This window comes from Streptomyces sp. NPDC004721, assembly GCF_053601495.1.
The window spans coordinates 1-1,684 of sequence record NZ_JBSGBZ010000151.1 but is presented as its reverse complement, the minus strand read 5'-3'; the positions used below and the strand labels follow the sequence as shown (position 1 = coordinate 1,684).

1 protein-coding gene is annotated in these 1,684 nt (G+C 68.2%); it reads right to left on the bottom strand.

What is annotated here, in order from left to right; translation table 11 throughout:
- Positions 1-165: 165 nt before the first annotated feature.
- Positions 166-1,557 carry an IS1380 family transposase gene (locus tag ACWEK3_RS42355; RefSeq protein ID WP_453252270.1) on the bottom strand — a complete coding sequence of 464 codons (1,392 nt, stop codon included), beginning with the start codon at positions 1,555-1,557 and terminating at the stop codon, positions 166-168.
- Positions 1,558-1,684 lie beyond the last annotated feature (127 nt).

Sequence of the window (1,684 nt, the reverse complement as noted above, 5' to 3'; positions counted from 1 at the left end):
CTCAGCCCGAATCCACCGGCTTGGTTCCGGGGTGATCGTTTCGGGGTTGCCGCTGGCGGTGGCCGAGATGATCTGGCCGTTCGGGCAGGGAGTTTCCGCTGGTCTGTCCAGCTCTTCCACTGTTCGGCGGTCGCGGGCCCTTGCGGGCGAGGTGGTTAGGGCTTCTCAGGCGGTGGGTGGTGGTCCGTGCACCAGGTCGAAGAGTTGGGTGAAGTCGTTGGCCCAGGGCCAGTGTTCGGGCAGGTGGAGGGTGAGACGCCGGGCCGAACGGGCCATGCGGGCCGGCACGTTGATCAGGTGGTCGCGGATCGTTGCGGTGGTGGCCTTGGCGTGGAAGGCGGATGCCAGGGCGCCGGCGGCGCGGGTCAGATTGTGCGCGAGAGCGGCCAGCGCGAGCCAGGCGGCATTCGCCTGGAAGTGCCCGGAGGGGGCGTGGGCGAACGGGCCGTTCTTCAAGTTCGCGATCACCTGCTCCACGACAGCATGCTGCCTGTGATCACCTTCGGCGTCCGTCAGCGGGAGCGGAGAGTCGGTGAACGCGGCGTGGTAGCGCCAGGTGTCGAAGAGCGTCCCTTGTCCCTCGGGCAGCGCCGCCGGGTTGAGCCGTTTGACGCGGCGCACGATCAGGCGGGCGGTGACCTGCTGTTTCTTCGGCTTGGAGGTGAAGGCGGTGTAGGTGGTCTCGGCTATCTCCGCGTCCGAGATCCAGCATTGCCCCTCCTCGTCCCACACCGCCTTGGGGTACTTGATCGCCTTCCACGTGGTTTCGTCGATGCCTGCGATCGCGGCCTTGACGGAGGCGTTCATCCGTACCGTGACCGAGAACCGGACGCCCAGGGCCCGGCAGGCGTTCACGACATCGGCGCCGTAGAAGGCGGAGTCGGCCCGCACGACCAGCAGCCCGCTCGCGCCGCACGCTCTCGCGGTGCGGATCGATTCGGCGACGAACGCAGCCGCACCCCGAGCGGAGTTGGACGGTCCCTTGCGCAGGCGGGTGGCGGCGATCACCGGAGCGGCCAGCGGGGTGGAGACGATCCCAATTAGCGCGTTCAGGCCCTTGACCTTGCTGTATCCGTAGCCGGCGCCCTGCTTGGCGTAGCCGTAGGTGCGGCGGATCGTGTCGTCGATGTCCACGTAGGCCACCTGGCCGACGCCGGGCAGCAGCGGGGTGTGCGCGGCCAGTTCGGGCAGGAACCGGCGGGCCACCGCGTGCAGTTGTTTCACGTGTCCGTGGCTGAAGGAACGCAGGAAGCTGCCCAGCGTGGACGGCGCCCGCACCCCGCTGAACAGTCGCGGCAGCCCACCGTGCCGCAGCCGGTCCATGTCATCGATGCTGTCCGCCCCGGCGGCCATGCCGCCAACCAACGACATCAGCTTCGCCGCGGGGAAGGCCCCAGTGCCGTCCTTCGAGGCCGGCAGCCGGACGTGCTCGCCGACGAGTGCGGGCAGTCCGCACCGCTCGGCCAGCCGCACGACCGGGGCCAGCCCGCCGTACCCGACCAGATTCGGATCATCAAACCGTGCAGAGACCCTCGCCGCGGCATGGGAAGATTGCATCTCGGAAGTGCCTTGCTGATCGTGCGTGCTGGAAGCGTGAAGAACTCCCATCATCGCAGGTCACAAGGCACTTCCTCGTCTCCGGAGAAGCTATCCACAGACATCAAGCCGGTGGATCCGGGCTCAG